Annotated in this window: 15 protein-coding genes; 9 read left to right on the top strand and 6 right to left on the bottom strand. The window is 63.0% G+C overall.

From position 1 onward, the window contains the following. Window positions 1-20: 20 nt before the first annotated feature. Complete coding sequence (locus tag HY962_03605; GenBank protein ID MBI5645994.1) at window positions 21-2,975, bottom strand: TonB-dependent receptor; 2,955 nt, start codon at window positions 2,973-2,975, stop codon at window positions 21-23. Between the two features lie 205 nt (window positions 2,976-3,180). Between HY962_03605 and HY962_03600 the strand changes: the two genes are divergently transcribed. The 3 genes from HY962_03600 (at window position 3,181) to HY962_03590 (ending at window position 5,754) form a co-directional block, all read left to right on the top strand. Beyond that, window positions 3,181-3,690 (top strand): histidine phosphatase family protein, encoded by a 510-nt coding sequence (locus tag HY962_03600; GenBank protein MBI5645993.1) that lies wholly within the window; start codon window positions 3,181-3,183, stop codon window positions 3,688-3,690. 68 nt (window positions 3,691-3,758) lie between these two features. Further along, a complete protein-coding gene (locus tag HY962_03595; GenBank protein ID MBI5645992.1) occupies window positions 3,759-4,163 on the top strand; it encodes a hypothetical protein in 405 nt (134 codons plus the stop codon). A gap of 70 nt (window positions 4,164-4,233) precedes the next feature. Continuing rightward, the gene (locus HY962_03590; GenBank protein MBI5645991.1) at window positions 4,234-5,754 is read left to right on the top strand and encodes a hypothetical protein; all 1,521 of its coding nucleotides are present in this window, start codon (window positions 4,234-4,236) and stop codon (window positions 5,752-5,754) included. A gap of 24 nt (window positions 5,755-5,778) precedes the next feature. Here the strand turns inward: HY962_03590 and HY962_03585 are convergent, their stop codons facing one another. Beyond that, a complete protein-coding gene (locus tag HY962_03585; protein ID MBI5645990.1) occupies window positions 5,779-6,318 on the bottom strand; it encodes a hypothetical protein in 540 nt (179 codons plus the stop codon). Window positions 6,319-6,480: 162 nt separating this feature from the next. Between HY962_03585 and HY962_03580 the strand changes: the two genes are divergently transcribed. Beyond that, complete coding sequence (locus HY962_03580; protein ID MBI5645989.1) at window positions 6,481-7,467, top strand: malate dehydrogenase; 987 nt, start codon at window positions 6,481-6,483, stop codon at window positions 7,465-7,467. Between the two features lie 80 nt (window positions 7,468-7,547). Here the strand turns inward: HY962_03580 and HY962_03575 are convergent, their stop codons facing one another. Continuing rightward, complete coding sequence (locus tag HY962_03575; GenBank protein MBI5645988.1) at window positions 7,548-10,385, bottom strand: hypothetical protein; 2,838 nt, start codon at window positions 10,383-10,385, stop codon at window positions 7,548-7,550. A 266-nt stretch (window positions 10,386-10,651) separates the two neighbouring features. Here HY962_03575 and HY962_03570 point away from each other — a divergent pair, with 266 nt between their 5' ends. Genes HY962_03570 through HY962_03555 form a run of 4 tightly spaced genes read left to right on the top strand, consistent with a single transcriptional unit; the run spans window position 10,652 to window position 14,176 of the window. Then, complete coding sequence (locus HY962_03570) at window positions 10,652-11,437, top strand: fumarylacetoacetate hydrolase family protein (GenBank protein MBI5645987.1); 786 nt, start codon at window positions 10,652-10,654, stop codon at window positions 11,435-11,437. After that, window positions 11,434-12,384, top strand: coding sequence for an acetaldehyde dehydrogenase (acetylating) (locus HY962_03565; protein ID MBI5645986.1), 951 nt, complete (start codon window positions 11,434-11,436; stop codon window positions 12,382-12,384). The genes HY962_03570 and HY962_03565 overlap by 4 nt, the downstream gene beginning before the upstream one ends. Next, complete coding sequence (gene dmpG / locus HY962_03560) at window positions 12,381-13,406, top strand: 4-hydroxy-2-oxovalerate aldolase (protein MBI5645985.1); 1,026 nt, start codon at window positions 12,381-12,383, stop codon at window positions 13,404-13,406. The genes HY962_03565 and dmpG overlap by 4 nt, the downstream gene beginning before the upstream one ends. Then, the gene (locus HY962_03555; GenBank protein ID MBI5645984.1) at window positions 13,403-14,176 is read left to right on the top strand and encodes a 4-oxalocrotonate decarboxylase; all 774 of its coding nucleotides are present in this window, start codon (window positions 13,403-13,405) and stop codon (window positions 14,174-14,176) included. Before dmpG ends, HY962_03555 begins: the two co-directional genes overlap by 4 nt. Before the next feature lie 6 nt (window positions 14,177-14,182). On the opposite strand, the gene HY962_03550 is transcribed toward HY962_03555, so the two are convergent. Together HY962_03550 and HY962_03545 are read right to left on the bottom strand one after the other, a co-directional pair. Further along, window positions 14,183-14,884, bottom strand: a complete 702-nt coding sequence (locus HY962_03550; GenBank protein ID MBI5645983.1) for a T9SS type A sorting domain-containing protein — start codon at window positions 14,882-14,884, stop codon at window positions 14,183-14,185. 207 nt (window positions 14,885-15,091) lie between these two features. Continuing rightward, a complete protein-coding gene (locus HY962_03545; GenBank protein ID MBI5645982.1) occupies window positions 15,092-16,039 on the bottom strand; it encodes a magnesium transporter CorA family protein in 948 nt (315 codons plus the stop codon). Between the two features lie 303 nt (window positions 16,040-16,342). Here HY962_03545 and tsaA point away from each other — a divergent pair, with 303 nt between their 5' ends. Continuing rightward, the gene (gene tsaA, locus HY962_03540) at window positions 16,343-17,164 is read left to right on the top strand and encodes a tRNA (N6-threonylcarbamoyladenosine(37)-N6)-methyltransferase TrmO (GenBank protein ID MBI5645981.1); all 822 of its coding nucleotides are present in this window, start codon (window positions 16,343-16,345) and stop codon (window positions 17,162-17,164) included. Window positions 17,165-17,340: 176 nt separating this feature from the next. Here tsaA and HY962_03535 read toward each other — a convergent pair whose 3' ends face one another. Continuing rightward, entirely contained in the window at window positions 17,341-18,351 is a 1,011-nt protein-coding gene (locus tag HY962_03535; protein MBI5645980.1) for a hypothetical protein, read from the bottom strand. Window positions 18,352-18,437 lie beyond the last annotated feature (86 nt).

Below are 18,437 nucleotides of genomic sequence, written 5' to 3'. Positions count from 1 at the left end.
GATGGAGGACTCGCTGCGTCTCAGAACGTGGCGCGGAGACCGAGGTAAATTCTGCGGGGCGCGCCATACACGCCCGCGTTCATGAGATACGACTGGTAGTAGAAATCCTTGTACAACTCGCCGAACACATCACCGTACCGGCTGTAGTTGGCGATGCGGTTCTGCCCCTCGTCGGTCGAGAGGAAGCCGTTGTCGTTCGCGCTGCCGGATGTCGCGTACACGCCGGTCACGTTCTTGGTGTTGAGAATGTTCACGACCCAGAGGTACACGTTGAGGTCGACAGGTCCGACGCGGAACGAGCGGTCGAGACGGCCGTCGAGCTGAAACGTCCACGGCGTGCGTGACGAGTTGATCGCCTCGACCGGCGTGCGGCGGTCGCCGAAACTGAACTCGTTGACGCGTGTGTACGGTCTGCCGCTGTTGAACGCGAACACGAGGTTCAATCCCATACGCTCGAACGGGTAGATGTCGCCGATCGCGGGACCATCGTCGGCCCTGAACCGGTAGTCGAGATTCATCGAACCCTTGTGGGTCACGTCGAAGTCGAGCAGCATCGGATACTTCGGCAGGAACGGTGTTTCGGTGGGCGAGAGCCACAGCGCGCGGAAGGCCGACGACGGACTCGACCCGGTGCCGCGGGCATCGGCGTACGTGTAATCCACCGACACCTGCGCGCGCTCGACCCGCCGCACGTCGATGCGCAGCGAGACGCCCGACGTCGTGGCAAAGTCGCCGTTCACCCACGCGTAATACGCCGGATGCTCCGCGCCCGGCGCGGCCGTGATCTGGCGCTGCTGAATCAGGTCGCGGATGTCGCGATAATATGCGCCGATATCGAAGGCGAGATTCTCGCCGAGTTGCTGACGGAAACCAAAATCGTACTGCGTGGTCCGCTCGGGGCGCAGGCCGAAACCGACGGGCGCGGACACCGCGTACCCGCCCTTCAGGTTGCTCGAAATCACCGCGTTGCCGAGGTAGATGTCGCGCAGACGGGACTGCTGCACAAACACGCCGTACTGCGCATAAAACACCGTGCGCTCGGTCACGGGGAACGAGAAGCCGAGGCGCGGACTCAGCGTGTGCGACGCGGCGACGGACTTCATGTTCGCCTCGCTCTGATCCACAAGCCCCTCGCTCGTGAACTTGATGTTGTGCGGATCGACAAATTCCTTCGACGCGGTGTTGATGTAATCGTAGCGCACACCCACGTTGAGCACCAGATCCGCAAGCTCGATTTTGTCGAGCGCGTAGAAGGATCCGAACACCGGCCTTTTCGGACCGTCGGGTCCACTATCCACTTCCCTGCCGTACATGTCGTAGCCGTAGTAGTTCGTGCCCGCGCTTCCCGCTATTTCGAGGGCGGTGGCATCAGGATTTTCACGCATGAAGTTCTTCAGGCCGAAGGCGTCGATGCCGAAGCTGCGAATGCTGTACGTGACCACTTCGCCGCCCGTCTTGATCTCGTGCGTGTTCCCGATCTGGTGCAGGAGGTTCAGCTTCGCCTGCATCGACGTGAAGCGGGTTTTCCCGTAGCCGGCCATGGGTGATCCGAACGGCGTGAAATTCGCGCCGAACAGCGTCGACGCAAGCTGCGGCAGGCCGTCCGCGCGGAACTGATAGCCGTATTGCGCGTTGGCGATCGAATCGCCGTACGAAAAGATGTTGTGCCGGTGATCGTTGTCCATCGTCACGGCAAAATTTCCGAGATACACGGCGGACAATTCGTAGAAGGTGTTTGTCGAAAGAAAATGCGTCAGCTTCATCGTTGCGCTGTAATCCTCGCTCTCCGACAGCGAGGCGCGCCGCTCGTTCTCACGCGTCGTGAGTCCCGCGCCGCCCCTGCCGCTCGAGAAGGCGTAGGAACCGATCGCGCGCAGATTCACGTTGCCCAGGTCGGCGGTGATATTGCCGTTGAAGGTCCACGACTCGCTCGCGGCGTTGAGAAGCATGCCGCCGGGGAAACGGTAGTCGATTTTTTTCGCAGAGGAGCCGAGCTGCGGATCGAAGATGCCCGGCTTGGCCTGTTCCTCGGGCGAGAGCAGCGCATGCGCCGGCGTGTTGCGCAGCAGCGCGTCGTACTTGTCGGTGAGATTGTACGGAAGCTGGAAACCGGATGCCGGCGTGCGTGAAAACGCGTTCTGGCCGGCGATAAAAAAGCGCAGCGGACCCACGATCGGACCACCCGCCGTGAGCACATGCACGCTGCTGCCCGTGCTGTATGTGCCGAGTGTCTTGTTGCCCGGTTCCGCCCAATGGTCGGTGTACGTTTCGGCCTCGAAGCGCAGGCGCGGGCCGCCCGTGCGTGTCGTGGTGCCGATGAGTCCCGCGTTCGCGCCGCCGTGTTCGGCGGAGTACCCGCCGGCCTGCATGTTGATTTCGGCGATGGCATTGTTGATCACGCTCACCGTGCGCCCGCCGAACAGCGGATTGCTCGCGTTGTACCCGTCCACAACATACCCGGTTTCATCGGTGCGGCTGCCGCGTATGCTGAGCCCGCCGCCTGTCGCGACTACACCGGCCTGCATGCCGATGATCCCCTCGATGCTGCGCACTGGGAGGTTCTCGATATCCTCCATCGTGAGCGTCTCCTTGCCTGTGGCCTGCCCCGGATCCACGAGCGGGCGTACGGCGACGACCACAACTTCGTCGACGGTTTTGGCGGTTGTCGAGAGGCGCACTTCGCGGAAGGCCGTCTCGCCGCTTTTCACGAGCACGTCGCGCACGGTCATCTTCTGATACGAGACGTGTGTCACAACAAGCGTGACCTTGCCGACGGGCACGTCGAGAATCACAAATTCGCCTCCCTGGCCCGTGGAAGCGCCGCGTGAGGTGCCTTCGACTCGGACGTTGGCTGCCCAGATCGGATCACCCGTCTCGTCGTCAAAAACTTTTCCCGAAATTTTTCCCGTCTGCGCCGCCGCAACGGCGGTCAACAGGACAATGAACAGAATACACCCTGGTACACGGATGTGCATGACGTCCTCCACAGCATACATCGATGATGAGGAATGGTGAATGAATGACGCGCGGGTCCTGCGTCCCCTGTCCCGCGCCTTGATCGCGTTCTCACATGCAAGACACGAGAGCCGCGGAAAGGTAACACGACCTGGCAGCGTGCGCCCGCTTCTTTCGTATATTTACGCGAGACACCGCGCCCACGGGCGCTCTACCCCACACCCGATGAAGAAACTTTTGCTCGTGCGCCACGCCAAATCCGCGTGGGACAACCTCGACGGTTCGGATCACAACCGTCCTCTGAATTCCCGCGGCGCACACGATGCGCCGGCGATGGGAGCGCACCTGCTCGCCCGCGGCATTCGCCCCGATCTTATCCTCGCCAGCAGCGCCGTGCGCACAACAAGCACGGCGCAGGCGTTGGCGGACGCCATGTCGGTGGATGCCGCCCGCATCCACACACTGCCCTCGCTGTATCTCGCACCTGCCGCCGACATTCTTGCCGCTGTTGCCGCATGTCCCGACACTGTCGACACCATCATGCTTGTCGCGCACAGTCCGGGCATCGGCGACGCCTCGGCCGTGCTCACCAGCGAGCCGCCGCGGCACATGCCCACCTGCGCCGTTGCCTGTCTTGGCAGCACCGCCGCGACATGGCGTGAGGCGGCGCAGCCAGGGGGCTGTACGCTGCAGTTCTGGACCTCCCCGCGTCAGTTGCGTCACGGGATGGATTAAACCCGCGCGGCGCGCGTGTGTCTTCAAGGGAGCACGCAGTCCTGTATTCACCTTTCGCCGGAGCACCCATGCCTGGAAAAACGCTGCACACCGCTCTCTTTGTCCTCGCCGCGCTGGTATTCAGCGTGCTTCTCTCCCGCCCCCTGCTCGCGCAGCCCGACGGCGGCGGTCGGTCGCAACGCGCGCAGGAGATGCTCGATCTGATGAAGGAGCGCCTCTCGCTCAGCGACGATCAGAGCGCAAAGGTGAAGGAGATCATCGAACGCTGGCAGGAGGAACTGCGCGCCGACCGCGAGGCGCTGCGCGGCGACCGCGAGGCCATGATGGAATCCATGCGCACACGCAGCGCGGCAATGTACGATTCGATCGCGGTGCACCTCACCGAGGCGCAGAAGGAGCCCTTCGAAAAGGTGAAAGAGGAGATCCGGGAAAAGAGCCGCGAGCGTTTCCGCGAACGCCGGGGCGACAGGTAACACCTGTCATACGTACCTCACGATGCGGATCCTGGGTCTCACTTTCGAGCACGCTGTCGCAGCAACCGTCTTGGGACCGCGTTGCGCCAACGCCGCGGCGCGAACCTCGAGCATTCTCGTTGCCGTCCTGTTTCTGCTTCCTGTTGCGCTGCACGCGCAGAGCGGCGCGATCCCTTCATCCGCGGCGCAGGTGCCCGCTGAATACCGCGCCATGTACGACGAACTCGACGCACAGCTCGCGGCACTCGACAGCGCCGTGAGCGCGCGGCGCGCGGGCGCAACACATCCGGTGACCTGGGCGACGGAACTGCTGGTCGCGAACAGCAACCGCGGAGAGGCACTGCTCGCGCCGCAGACCATGACAGGCGTGACACTCACACTCGACCGGCTCAAGGACATGGGCTTTCGCGGTATTTCGATTGCCGTCGATTACCCCATCCTCGTTCCGGAGTTTCCACGCGCGGCCGAGTATCTGGACTTCTACCGCCGGGTGGCGCAGGAAGTGCGCAGCCGCGGCATGTCCCTGCATATCGGCGCGCAGACCATTTTCCCGAATCCCGCCTTCAGCAGTCTTCCCGTCGATTACAGCGGCCTCACCATAGAGAAATACACGCGCGACAAGATCCGCATGGTCAGGGATATTATCGGATCGATCGGTCCGGATTATCTCACCATCGAGAACGAACCGCAGACGATGCAGATGAACACGGGACTCCCCTTCACGGTCGAGACCGTGCTCGGAATCGTGCACACGATAACGGATTCCGTGCAGCGCGGTAACGTGAAACTGGGCGCGGGCGCGGGCACGTGGGACGATCCGGTGTTCTGCCGACGCCTCGCGCAGGAGACGTCGCTCGACTACATAGACCTGCACGTATATCCGATTCAGCGCGAGTTCGTGCTCGAACGTGTCGCCGACATCGCGGCACTCGTCGCGCGCGCGAACAAACGTCTCGTCCTCGGTGAATCCTGGCTGTACAAGGTCCGCGACAGCGAACTGGGCGGACCCGCCGCCACGGCGGCCGACGTGTTCGCGCGCGACATCTTCAGTTTCTGGAGTCCGCTCGACATACAGTTTGCGGAACTGATACACGGTCTCGCGCACTTGACGCGAATGGACTTCGCCTCGCTGTTCTGGATGCGTTTCTTCTACGGCTATGTGGAATACGACACACGCACACGCGCGCTGCCCCCCGCCGCCGCCTTCCGCACCGCCGACAGTGTCGCGGCGCGCAACATCGTGCTCAACGCATTGTCGCCCACCGGTACCGCCGTGCGGGCGATGCTGCTGCGCACCGACGCCACGCCGCCGCCGGCTCCCGGCGGAAGCGGCTTCCGGATCGAGAGTGTGCGTCCCTCCGGATCCCGCGGCGCGGCCATCCTCCGTTTCACAGCGCCGCGCGCGTGTGAGGCGAAGGTTCGGGTGTATGACGCGCTCGGGCGTCTTGTTTTTGCGCGCTCCGTCGGTGTGCCGTCGCAGGGACAGCACGAAGTATCCATCACACGCGGCACCGTTTCCCGTCTGATGCTGTATGTGACGCTCGAAAGCGCCGGGCTGGGTTCCGCAACAATTCTGCTGCCGCCGCTCTGATCCTTGGGCGGCGCCGCCGCGGCGTCAACGCGCGGGTGCGGGGGCTCCAAGCACTATCCCATATTCGCCACACACATCCTCGAAGCGCTGCTCAAACGTGCGCCGGAGAATGTGCGCCTCCTCGAGTTCCTCGAGGGCGACCGCCGTGTTGGCCATGTTCTGTTGATCGAGTGAGAGAAGGAAGAGCTGGAAGGCCGACACATAGCGGCGTACCGCGGCGAGGAACGAATCGTGCACACGCGTGACATCGGCCGTGGCGGGATGCACCGCTTCGGCCTGCAGGACAAGTTCCTTCAAACCGGGAAGAATCATGTCGCGCACGGTCTCGTAGGTCGTGGCCTCGTCCACAAAATTTCCGCCGGAGACGTTGTCGTACCGTTCCAGCGCCGCGTTCAGACTCTCGCGCAACGGCGGGAGCGTGTTGTCGGCATAGGTTTTCACCGCCTCGGCGTCCGCTCCGCCGCCGCAGCCGAGGCAGGCCGCCGCGGTCAGGACGAGCAGGGACAGCAGCATCACGTGTCGCCGCATGGTCGCACCGTCTGCAATGTGATCGGAAGCACTCATGCGCGCAAGGTGCGCAATTCCCCGGTGATTCGGAACATCCCCGCCGCCGCGGCCTCTTCCATCGTTCTGCGGAAATCCCTACATTACTGATCGCTATTGAAGCGATATTCTTCTCTTCCACTTCACGGATTACTTTCACATTTCACGAGGAACGGGATCGTCATGGCCAAGACCGTACATGTAGCAGTGACCGGCGCCGCGGGCGCCATCGGATACGCGATACTGCCGCGCATCGCATCAGGACAGGTGTTCGGACCCGACACACGCGTCGCACTGCGTCTGCTGGAACTTCCGCACGCGATGGGCGCGCTGGAAGGCGTCGCGATGGAACTCGAGGATTGCGCCTTTCCGCTGCTCGACAGCGTGGTGCTCACCGATCAGACCGAAACGGCCTTCGAGGGCGTGAACTGGGCGCTGCTCATCGGCTCGAAACCGCGCACCAAGGGCATGGAGCGCAACGACCTGATCAAGGACAACGGTCCGATCTTCGTCGGCCAGGGCAAGGCGATCGCCAGCAAGGCGGCGTCGGACGTGCGCGTGGTGGTGGTCGGCAATCCCTGCAACACCAACGCGCTTATCGCGATGGCGAACGCGCAGGGCGTCGCGAAGGAGCGCTTCAGCGCCCTCACACGTCTCGATCAGAACCGCGCCGTCGCGCAGCTCGCCAAAAAGGCCGGCGTCGACACAACGGAACTTTCGCATGTCGCGATCTGGGGCAACCACTCGGCCACCATGTATCCCGATGTCGAGAACGCGCGTATTGGCGGCAAGCCGCTTACCGACGTGATCACCGACACTGCGTGGCTGCAGGGCGACTTCATCAAGATCATTCAGCAGCGCGGCGCGGCGATCATCAATGCGCGCGGCAGCTCCTCGGCCATGTCGGCAGCCAATGCAACCATCGAACATGTGCGCGCCTCGATCACGGCGACACCCGCCGGCGAATGGGTCTCCGCGGCCGTGCCTTCCGACGGCAGCTACGGTATCGACGAGGGCTTCATCTTCTCCTTCCCCGTCCGCTACGACGGCGCGGGCAACTACGAGATCGTGCAGGGTCTGCCGCTCAGCGAGTATGCGAAAGGCAAGATTGCCGTGACATTGCAGGAACTCCGCGACGAAAAAACCGTGGTGGCCGATCTGCTCGGATAATTCCCGCGTCCATCCCGCTCACAAGAACGCCCCGTCTTGCGGGGCGTTCCTGTTTTATAGCGGTTCTGTGAAGCAGGCCTTTACTGCGTCAGCACGACACGTGTCGAATGTGCGCGGCCGCCGCCCTCCGCGGTCACGATGTAGACTCCCGACGTGGCCGTGCCCAGAGGCATGTTCAGCGTCTGAATTCCCGTCCTGCAGGATACGGTCTGTTGTGCAAGCACGCGTCCGTCGAGAGCCACGAGGCGCATGGTGACGGTGGCATCGAACGGTGCTTCGAGCACGAGTTCCACGACGCGCCGGTTGTGTATCTCGGCGTGGCGGATGCGCAAATCCAGAGGTGCTTCACGCGCGAGTGTGAGAACGCGCGAGTACTGGAACGCGCCGTCGGCGTCGATCTGCTTCAGGCGATAGTCGAGCAACCCGGCGCCGGGCGCGGTGTTGTCGAAGTACTCGTAGTCGTGCCGCGCCGTGCTTGTGCCCTGTCCCGCGCGCGCGCCGCAGACCATCCACGCTCCGGGCGCCACGCCGTTTTCCGCAGCCACGCGGCGCTCGATGTCGAAGCCAAGGCAGTTCGTTTCCGATTCCGTGGTCCAACGCAGCCGCACGCCCTCGCGCTCGGCCGTCGCGGCGAAGGACGTGAGTTCCACGGGCACCTTCTGCCCGCCGCTGTACCACAACCCGCCGCCGAACGTGGTCACCCACATCTCGGTCGAATCGAGCGGCGCGAAAAACATGCGCAGCGGATGGCGGAACGGAAAGGCCGCGAGCTGCGTGAACACGGGTGTTGCGGCGTTCCGGTTTGTCGTGTGCCAGAGCCCGTCCTGCTCGGTCATCACGTACATCGCGCCGGGTTGCGCGGGCGGAAAGGCGCAGCCCTCCACGTAGTTGTTGTCGAACACCTTGATCCATGTCGTGCCGCGGTTCACTGTTTTGTACAGGCCGCCGAGACCGTTGGGCGGACCGCCCCAGCCGCCGAACACACCGGCGTACCAGGTGGACTGTGTCGCGTCGGCGGGATCGATGGAAATGTCCTTCGTCCAGTACACCATCGATGGTCCGGATCGGTCGCTCCATGTTGCGCCACCATCGCTGCTCAGGAACACACCCGAGCTGTTGGTGAACGCAAGAGGACTGCCCGCGCGCCGGCCCGAATACGTGCAGAGCAGCGAACCGTCGCGCAGCAGATGTATCGCGAGCGGATGCCCCTGCGTCCGCGGAGGTGATGCGAGCCGCGCCCAGGTGGACGCCGCGCCGAGCTGTATGTTGCTCGACACGTAGATGCCGCCGGCGCTGCTGTGCACCACGGAGGCATAGAGACGGTTCGGATTCGCCGGATCGAGCGCGACCCACACCACGGGATGCTGGAAGTCGTGCAGCGTCTGCCAGACACTGCCGCCATTGGTCGAAAACAGCACGCGCCCCGCGCCCACGTCGATGCGTGAATCCTGCAGATACGTGCTCTGATAGAGGTCGTGTATCGACGATGTGGCCGCGTACAGGTTTCCGCTGCCCGGGTGTTTCACCACGCAATACATCGTGTTGTTGGTGTGTCCCGTGTAGTTGAACGACCAGCTCACGCCGCCGTCGGTGGAGAGCACGCCGCGAATGTCGGTGTACCCGGCGAATATTTTCTGCGGATCGGTCCACGCAAGCCACCAGACGCTTGTGTCCTCGAGTCCGTTGGAGCGGTAGGCGCGGCCTGTGGGCGTCGGCGAACCCGCCGGGTTTTCATCACGCGGATCGACATAGGCCTGCGCCCACGACTGCCCGCCGTTGCTGCTCACGTGGACGCAGCCGAGGTCGGTGAACATCAGCGTCGACGCATCACGCGGCCCCACCGCGAATCCGAGTGCGTATTCCGGATAGGACCATGCGCGGTCGCCGCCCGAACCGCACCACGCGGTGTTGATGTTCTGGTTGTTTCCCGTCAGAAATACCGGCGTCCAGACCTGTCCCCCGTTTGTGCTGCGGTACACGATGGGGGCGTTGCCGTCGCTGCCTCCGGCCAGGTACATGATGTTCGCGTCGTTCGAGGCCATGCCCGCAAAAAACGGATAATCGGCTCCGGATATCCCATTGTTCGCCGGGATCCATGTATTCTGACCCGCCTGCAGGACGTACACGTCTTCGAAGTTCGCATACTCGGCCCCTGTCACACCCGCGTACACGTCGTTGACGCCGAGCGTGACGGCGACAAACCGTGTGATGCCGTTGGAGGAACCGCCGGCGAACGACACGATGGACTGTGCCGCTGGTATGCCGCTCACCGCGGTCAGCGCGAACGTCTGTCCGCTGTTCGTCGAGAGCAGCAGTCCGGCATTTGTTCCGATCCAGATGTTCGATCCCTCGAAGTGCACGCCGCCGATATGGCAGCCGGATCCGTTGGTGTTGCTCGAAAACTTCTGCGAGAATGTCGCGCCCCCGTCGTTCGAAAAATAGAGCCGCGTATAGTCCGACAGCAGCACACGCTGCGTGGAGGCGGGGTCGGCCCAGATGCTGTACACGCCGCCGCCCGTCGGATCCGATGCGAGTGCGGACCACGTCTGTCCCGCGTCAAGACTTTTCACCGGCACGCGCAGGTCGTGCGCGGTGGTCACGGCGTAGAGCACCGCGGGATCACTCGTAAACGCCACGCGCGCGCCCGTGTTGCCTCCCTGCAGTTGTGTATGCGGGAGCATCGTCCAGGATCGACCGGCGTTGACGCTGCGGTAGGCGCCGCTCATGTCGCTGCCCACGTACTGTATGGCGGGATTGTGCGGGCTGATGCTGGGCAGGTAAAAGGCGCCTCCGCCGCCGGGTCCGGTCAGGGTCCACTGCGACGGCTGCGCATGGATTCCGACGGGAAGCAGCGCTGCAAAAAGGGCAAGAGCGTACGCGGTGCGTGCGCGGCGGAACCTCTCGTGTAGATGGGACATGGGAACTCCGATATAGGATTGACGGCGGAAAATGGGACGCCGCGGTCTCATTCGCAACTGTCCGCGGGTGCGACGGCGCATCCGCGGCGCGGGTACGTGACGCGGATCCGCGGTGGATGTCGGCGCTGCTTTCCGCCTGTGACCACGCTACGCCGCAAATCCTGACACGCGCTATCCAGTTGGGAAAAACGCAGCGGAATCGTACATTTTACGTTTCCTCCGACCAAGAATTCCGCGGCAGCGGATCACCGAAAGGACAGCAGCGCATGACATCACAGCGTGTGGAACAGTACGCCGAAGAACTCGACCAGGCCCTCGGGGCGCGGCAGCCCATCGAGCCCCTGAGCGCGCGCGGCGCCGTGCTCGACCTCGCGACGGCATACGCGGTGCAGGACGCCTTTATCGCGCGCCGCAAGTCGCGGGGTGCGCGAGTGGTCGGAAAAAAGATCGGCCTGACCTCGGCCGCCATACGCACCGCGCTCGGCGTCGACGAACCCGATTTTGGCGTGCTGCTCGACACCATGCATGTGCCGGAACACCGGCCCGTGCCCCTCTCCGCTCTCATACAGCCGAAGGTAGAAGGCGAAATTGCATTTGTGCTGGACCGGGATCTCGACGACCCGTACGTGAACGAAGCCACCGTGCTGCGCGCCACCGCCTTCGTGATGCCGGCCCTCGAGATCATCGACAGCCGCATTACCGACTGGCGCATCACACTCGGCGACACCATCGCCGATAACGCCTCGAGCGGCATGTTTGTGCTGGGCGGTACTGCGACACCGGTGGACGGACTCGACCTGCGCCACATCGGCATGAGCTTTTTTCACAACGGCGCGCTGATATCCACCGCGGCGGGCGCGGCCTGCCTCGGCAATCCGGTTGCCGCCGTCGCCTGGCTCGCCAACACGCTGCGCGGGTACGGCGGCATGCTGCGCGCAGGCGACGTCATCTTGTCGGGCGGACTCGCAGCGCCGGTGATACCCGCAGCGGGCGACTGGATCGAGATGCACATGCAGACGCTCGGCATCGTCGCGGCGCGCTTCGAGGCATGAGCACCGCGTCCGTCGGCTGCGCCATTCTGGGCAGCGGCAACATCGGCACCGATCTGATGATCAAGGTGCTGCGCAGCCGCGGGTCGCTGTCGCTGCGGGCGCTCGCGGGCATCGATCCCGCGTCCGAAGGTCTCGCGCGCGCGGAACGTCTCGGTGTCGCGACGACGCATGGTGGACTCGAGGGCCTGCTCGCCGACGCCGCGTTGTTCGATTCCATCGATATCGTGTTCGACGCAACCTCGGCGGCCGCGCATCACGCGCACGCGCGCATACTGGCCGCGCATGGCAAGACCGCCATCGATCTGACTCCCGCCGCGGTCGGTCCGCCCATCGTGCCCGCCGTGAATCTCGGCGCGCATCTCGACGCACAAAACGTAAACCTGATCACCTGCGGCGGGCAGGCGACGATTCCCATCGTGTACGCCATCTCGCGCACCGCGCCCGTGACCTATGCCGAGATGATCTCCTCGATCGCGAGCAAAAGCGCGGGTCCGGGCACACGCCAGAACATCGACGAGTTCACGCAGACCACGGCGCGCGCGCTCGAAAGCGTGGGCGGCGCCGCGCGCGGCAAGGCCATCATCATCCTGAATCCGGCCGAACCACCGCGCATCATGCGCAACACCGTGTACGCCGTTGTGCCCGATGGCGACGAGTCCGCCATCCGCTCCTCGCTCGCCGACATGGAGGCGGCCCTGCGCGCCTATGTGCCGGGCTACAGGTTTGTGGCGCCTCCCCTCTTCGAGGATCTTGAACAGGCGCCCGTCGTGTTGCCCGGCGGCGAGACGCTGCGCGGCCTCAAGGTGAGCGTGCTGCTCGAGGTGGAAGGCGCGGCGCATTACCTGCCCGCCTACGCGGGCAATCTCGACATCATGACCGCGGCCGCGCTGCGCACGGGCGAGTTGTTCGCCGGCGCGGGACGCGGCGCGGAGGGAGCGCAGCCATGACCACACAGCGGCTCATCATCAGCGACGTGACGCTGCGCGACGGCATGCATGCACTGTCGCACCGCTTCGAACTCGACGACATGCTCGCCATCGCGCGCGCGCTCGACGACGCGGGTGTCGACATCATCGAGGTGTCGCACGGCGACGGGCTGGGTGGCAACGCCCTCACCTACGGCTTTTCGAAACACACCGAGGAAGAATACATCGTGTCGGTCGCGGGCGTCCTGCAACACGCGAAGCTCGCCGCCCTGCTCCTCCCCGGCATCGGCACCATCGACGATCTCGAGCGCGCGGCGGACTGGGGCATCGGCACCGTGCGCATCGCGACGCACTGCACCGAGGCCGACATCGCCGAGCAGCATATACGGTACGCGGTGAGGCGCGGACTCGACACCGTCGGTTTCCTCATGATGTCGCACATGATTCCCCCCGCGGCACTCGCCGAGCAAGCCGCGCTGATGGAATCCTACGGCGCACACTGTGTGTACGTGGTCGATTCGGCCGGCGCCCTGCTCATGGGCGACGCGGCCGATCGTGTCGATGCGCTGCGGCAGCGCCTGTCGTGCCAGGTCGGGTATCACGCGCATCACAATCTCGGCCTCGGGGTCGCCAACTCCATCATCGCCGCCCGGCACGGCGCGACCCGCATCGATGGTTCGCTGGCGGGACTCGGCGCGGGCGCGGGCAACGCGCCGCTCGAGGTGTTCGCCGCCGTGGCCGAACGCGAGGGCTTCGAGACCGGATGCAGACTCTACGCCTTGATGGACGCCGCCGACCAACTCGTCCGCCCCATGCTCGAGCGCGCCGGACGCTCGGTGCGCATCGACGGACGCAGCCTCTCGCTCGGCTACGCGGGCGTCTATTCCTCCTTCCTCCTCCACGCGCAGCGCGCCGCCGAACGCTTCGGCCTCGACGCGCGCGACATACTCGTGGAACTCGGCCGCCGGCGCATGGTGGGCGGCCAGGAGGACATGATTCTCGACGTAGCCGTGGAACTCTCCCGAAACAAGGACGCATCATGACACTTACGCCCGATCAGATACAGGACGCCGCGCGTCGTCTGCACGACGCCGAACGCTCACGCAGCGACATCGATCCGCTCATCGCCGAATGGCCCGCGCTCGGCACGGCCGACGCCTACCGCATTCAGCGCGCGCTGGTCGCGCTCTACGATCAGCCGCTTGTCGGTCTGAAAGCCGCGCTCACCAGCGCGGCGAAACAGAAGGCCATGGGTGTCGACCAGCCGGGTTTTGGCACGCTGCTGCCCTTCATGCGCTGCGAAGACTCCATCGTGTGCAGCGAACTGATTCACCCGCGCGTCGAACCGGAAATTGCGCTCTTTTTCCACAACTTTGACTACACGCCGGGCATGACGGCGGTGGATGTCGCCTTCGCCGCGTCGGCGTTTGCCCCCGCCCTCGAGGTGATCGACAGCCGCTATCGCAAATTCAAGTTCTCCGCCGCCGACGTGTTTGCGGACAACTGTTCGTCCTCCCGGTATATCGTGTCGCCCGATCTGCAGCCGCTCCCCTTCGACGAGCTGAACCTCGCGGGTGTGGTGCTGCGCAAGAACGGCGACATCGTGCACACGGGCACACCCGGCGCGGTGCTCGGCAGCCCCTTCGCCTCGGCGGCCTTTGTGCTGAACCTCGCTGCGGAGCATGGCGTGGAACTGCCGCCGTCCTTTGTACTTCTCACCGGTGGCATCACCGAAGCAGTGCCCGTCGCGCCGGGCGATGTCGTGTCGGCCACCTTCGGCGGCATCGGCCACATCGCGCTCGCCGCGCGTTAGGCGCGTTTAACGGACGATGTGTAACGGCGCCGCGTTGATTCCGTCGCCGCTCTCCACCACCAGATAATACGCACCCGCGGGCAGCATGCCCGTGTCGAGTGATATCGTGGTGGATCCGCCCGTGCACTCAGCGGAATACAGGCTGCGGATCCGCGCGCCCTCCACCGTGAACAAGGTCACATCAACACGACGCGCTTCGGACAGGGTTACCTGAAGCGACGTAAAATCTGTTGCAGGATTCGGATGCACAGTCAGCACCGGCGCCCGCGGTGTGATCACAGGATCGAGACCGAGCGGAGTACACGGACCTTGCCGCGAGTCGATGGACCGCGCCAGGCGCCGTGACGAGACGAGGATGGTGCCGTCCTGAATAAAACGGAGCGAATCCGCGGGGTAGCCGTACTTCGTCAGGTATTGCCGCCGTACACGCACGGGGTACATCCCGGGCTCGAGTCCGCGGAAAACCGTTTCGATCCGAAACACACACATGCAACGCATCTTCTCGCGTACGGTGTCGGTCTGTGTGATTAAAAATCCCGTCTCGGTGGTATCGACCCGTACGTCGAAACGCGCGGCGCAGTTCTCGTACACATTGACATTCGCCACCACCACACTGTCGTTGAAGATCGAGATTTCGAGATATTCCTTCTCCTGCGCGGCCGCCGTGTACACCCACATCAGGCAGCAAACCAGTATCATCGCCCGCATCGTTTCCTCTCCTTGTCTACATGCGTAATACGGACTTCCGGACGGAAGCGTGCCGATCACACAATCTGTACAATTGGATACTGCGTTTCAAGAGCAAAATTCGGACCGCATCCTACAACGGACTCGAACTGCGCAACGTAATTCGTTATACAGCAAGCTCTTATCCCTCGCCATCCTTCCCAGAAGACAGCAGGTATTATCCCACAATTAAAACAAGTTTTTCCGATTCAGGTAGAACACGGCGCCCGCGACAAGGACGATGGTGAGGCCGATAATCCCGAGAAACGCGAACGGATGGTCCTGCATCGGGAGCCCGACATTCATGCCGAAGAAGCTCGATATCATGGTGGGAATGGCGAGCACGATGGTGATGGACGTGAGCAGCTTCATCACCATGTTGAGATTGTTCGAAATCACCGAGGCGAAGGTGTCCATGAGGCCGGTGAGGATGCTGCTGTAGATCTGCGTCATCTCGATGGCCTGATCGAATTCGATGGTCACGTCCTCGAGCAGTTCCTCATCCTCCTCCGTCCAATGGAACAGCCGCGAACGCGTCAAGCGCCGTATGGCGTTCTGATTCGAGCGGAGTGACGTGGTAAAATACACGAGCGTCTTTTCGAGGTTGAGGAGTTCGAAGAGTTCCGCGTTTTTGGTGGATTGATGCAGCTTGAATTCGTTTTCCTCCGTCTTGCGATTGATATGGCGGAGATAGCGGAGGTAGTAGGTGGCCGTCTTTTGCAGCAGTTGCAGCAGGAAGCGGTTCTTGTTCCGCGTGCTGAACTGCTTGATCCGGTTCATCTTGAATTCCTCGATGATCGGCGTTTTTTTCAGGCACACCGTGATGATGTGGTCCGGAAGAAAAATGACGCCGAGCGGCAGCGTTTCGATGGTGAAGTCCGTCGCCTCGCCTTCGCCCGAAAAATCCACGATGGGGATGTCGAAGATAAGCAGCATCTGTCCCTCCTCGAATTCCACGCGCGAGCGTTCTTCGGAATCGAGCGGATCCTTCAGAAAATCGAGCTCCACCTCGAGCAGTCGCGAGATCTCCTGCAGTTCCGTTTCCGTCGGCGCGAGCATGTCTATCCAGCAGCCCTTGCGGATCTGCTCGATGGGCGTGAAGCGCTCGCTTTCCGAGGAGTAGAAGAATTCGATCATCGCGTCAATTCCCGATACGACAAGGTGGGGGGATTCGAGTGCCCGGACTGCGCGGACACTCACGGGAGGAATCGTGTAATATCGATCTTCTTGGTTGAATGAACAAGGCGGGTAGATCGGTGGATCGGTGGATCGGTAGATGGTAGTTGGTAGATAGGTAGAGGGTAGATGGATCTGCGTAGATCGTGTGAGGAGACAGGAGAAAGGAGACAGGAGGAAAAACTCCCTACTCACTACTCACTACTCCCCACTCCCCACTCCCTACTCCCTTGTTTCCCATGCGGCGGGGGGCGAGTTTGGGGCATGAAGGAACGGGCGGACATGGTGATACACTTCGAGGCGGTCGGCGTGTTTCACGGCGAGCGCAGGTACCGCTACGAAACGCCACGGCAGGGAGTGCTGGCGCGGGACGCGGGGGGTGTGATCGAGTTCGCGCCGCATCGAAATTTCGAGCAGGCGCTGGAGGGACTCGAACAATTCGAGCGTCTGTGGATCGTGTATGTGTTCCACCGCAATACGGGCTGGCGCCCGAAGGTGCGTGTGCCGCGCCACCGCAGCGACAAGGTGGGCGTCTTCGCAACGCGCGCTCCGTACAGGCCGAATCCAATCGGACTTTCCTGCGTGCGTGTCGAGGGCCGCGACGGCCTGCTTCTGCGCGTCAGCGAATGCGACCTGCTCGACGGCACGCCGGTGCTCGATGTCAAACCGTACCTCCCCTACGCGGATTCCTTTCCCGACGCGGGCACGGCCTGGGTGCGCGACGCGCTCGACGAACAGTACGATCTGCGGCTCGACTCCGCGGCCGAAACGGAGATCGCATGGATCCGCGCGGAGGCCGGAATCAATCTCGCGGGATTCATCGACGTGCAGTTGCGGCATGATCCGCACAACACACGCCGCAAGCGCATCACCGCGGCCCCGGGGCTATATGGTCTCACCGATGCCACACATGCCATCGCCTACCGCACCTGGCGCATCGTGTATCACATCGACGAGCCCGCGCGCCTCGTCACAGTATTGGGTGTGCGCTCGGGCTATACCGCCGCCGAACTCGCGCCGGACGCTGACGATCCGTACGCCGACAAACAGCTCCACCGCGCCTTCATCGCCTGGCGCGGTGAGTAGTTCTCCGCTCGGTGCACGTTTGCACAGGGAGGAACGGAGGAGGGGGATTCACTATCAAAGTATCGTGCCGTTCCACCCTCTCCCGCTTCGCGGGACTCAAGGTGACACGGCACGTATACTTCCGTCTCCGAAACTACCGTCTACCATCTACTATCTACCATCTACCATTCCAACCGTCATTTGATTTTCATCGACTGCACGGTGCGCTCGAAGGCCGGCAGGAACTGGGCTTTCATCGGCGAGTGGTAGTTGACGATGGTGCGGATCACCTTGTCGTTTTTCACGACGAAGTATGCGCGGCTGTCCACACCCTTCATCGGCGCGTAGCTGAGATACGGGGCCTTCAGACCGTCGATGGTCGACGATCCCTTGCCCGTCGCACGGTAGAACTTCTCATTCTGCTCGAAGACCTTTTCGACCGACAGACCCTTCGCGGGGAAAATGTCGATGCGGATCGAACAATCCTGACGCATACCCTTCACTTCGGCCGAGAAGGTGTTCTCGCCCTTCGGACGCGGCGTGGCCACGTCGAAGTTGCTCGGGTACTGGAACTTCACCGCGAAGTTGTCGAAGGTGTCGAACTCCGACGACGGGATGCTCGGGTCGGCGGTCTCGGCCGCGCTCTTCGGTTTGGGCAAACGCACCGACGCCAGCAGCGAGTCGAACACGACCTTGTACGAATCGTACAGTTCGTTGAAGCCCGAGTACTGCACGTAGTACATCGTCGAATCCTGAATCGTCACCACGCGGGCGGTTGTGACTTTATTCTCCTTAGTGTACGCGCCGGAGTACACGATCATCATGCCGTCGAAGTCCTCGAGCTTTTTCGGCTCGACGGTCTTGACCAGGAACTGCGCGGCTGTGCGCTCTTCCTTGTACGCGTTCATGTACCCTTCGAGCGTCTGCAGCGTGTCGAGCTTTTCCCGACCGACGACGATTTCCACGCCGTCCTTTTTGTTCGAGTACGGATCGAAGAATTTCTCGGCCGCTTCCTGCGAGGAATAGACCTTGAAAATGCTGCCGTCGGCACTGACGTTCCAGCCCTGCGGATGGCTGAACGAAATGCGGTAATAGGGATCCGTGTACTGGTCCCAGGCGGCGATGCTGACGGGCTCCGCCTTCTTGCCGCAACCTGCGACAACGAGGAGCGCGAGGAGGGACAGCGCGGCGGTACGAAGAGATTTCATGATCGGGTCGGGTTGAAAGTGGATGGATGAGTCACGGGAAAACGAAAGATACGACGCGGGAGGAAAAAAAACGCGCGCGGACCGCT

This window comes from Ignavibacteriota bacterium, from assembly GCA_016218045.1.
Classification (GTDB): domain Bacteria; phylum Bacteroidota; class Ignavibacteria; order SZUA-365; family SZUA-365; genus JACRFB01.
Note: the sequence above shows the minus strand (reverse complement) of the source record. Positions and strands in the feature narration are given on the sequence as shown.